A 293-nucleotide genomic window follows, 5' to 3' on the forward strand; every position below is an offset into this window, starting at 1 on the left:
GGCGGCGTGGAAGGTGTCTTCGTAGGGGTCGTGCTCGTCCGAGCCGCCTTCGGAAAGGCGGATCTTCAGCGACAGGCCGTCGCGCGAGTCGGCCTTGCGCAGGGCTTCCTCGAGTTCGATCTTGCCTTCCTTGTAGAGGCGGTACAGGGCCTGGTCGAAGGTCTGCATGCCTTCCTGCAGCGAGCGCTCCATCGCTTCCTTGACCTCATGCACCTGGCCGCGGCGGATCATGTCGCGGATCAGCGGGGTGTTGACCAGGATCTCCACCGCCGGCAGGCGCTTGCCGTCGACGC

General features: G+C 65.9%; 1 pseudogene. It reads right to left on the reverse strand.

Annotated elements, in window-relative coordinates:
* Positions 1–293 (reverse strand): annotated as a pseudogene (locus tag FLQ44_RS10945) (hypothetical protein); the annotation flags it as partial.

Origin of the sequence: Vogesella mureinivorans (genome assembly GCF_007644035.1) — a bacterium.
GTDB lineage: Bacteria > Pseudomonadota > Gammaproteobacteria > Burkholderiales > Chromobacteriaceae > Vogesella > Vogesella mureinivorans.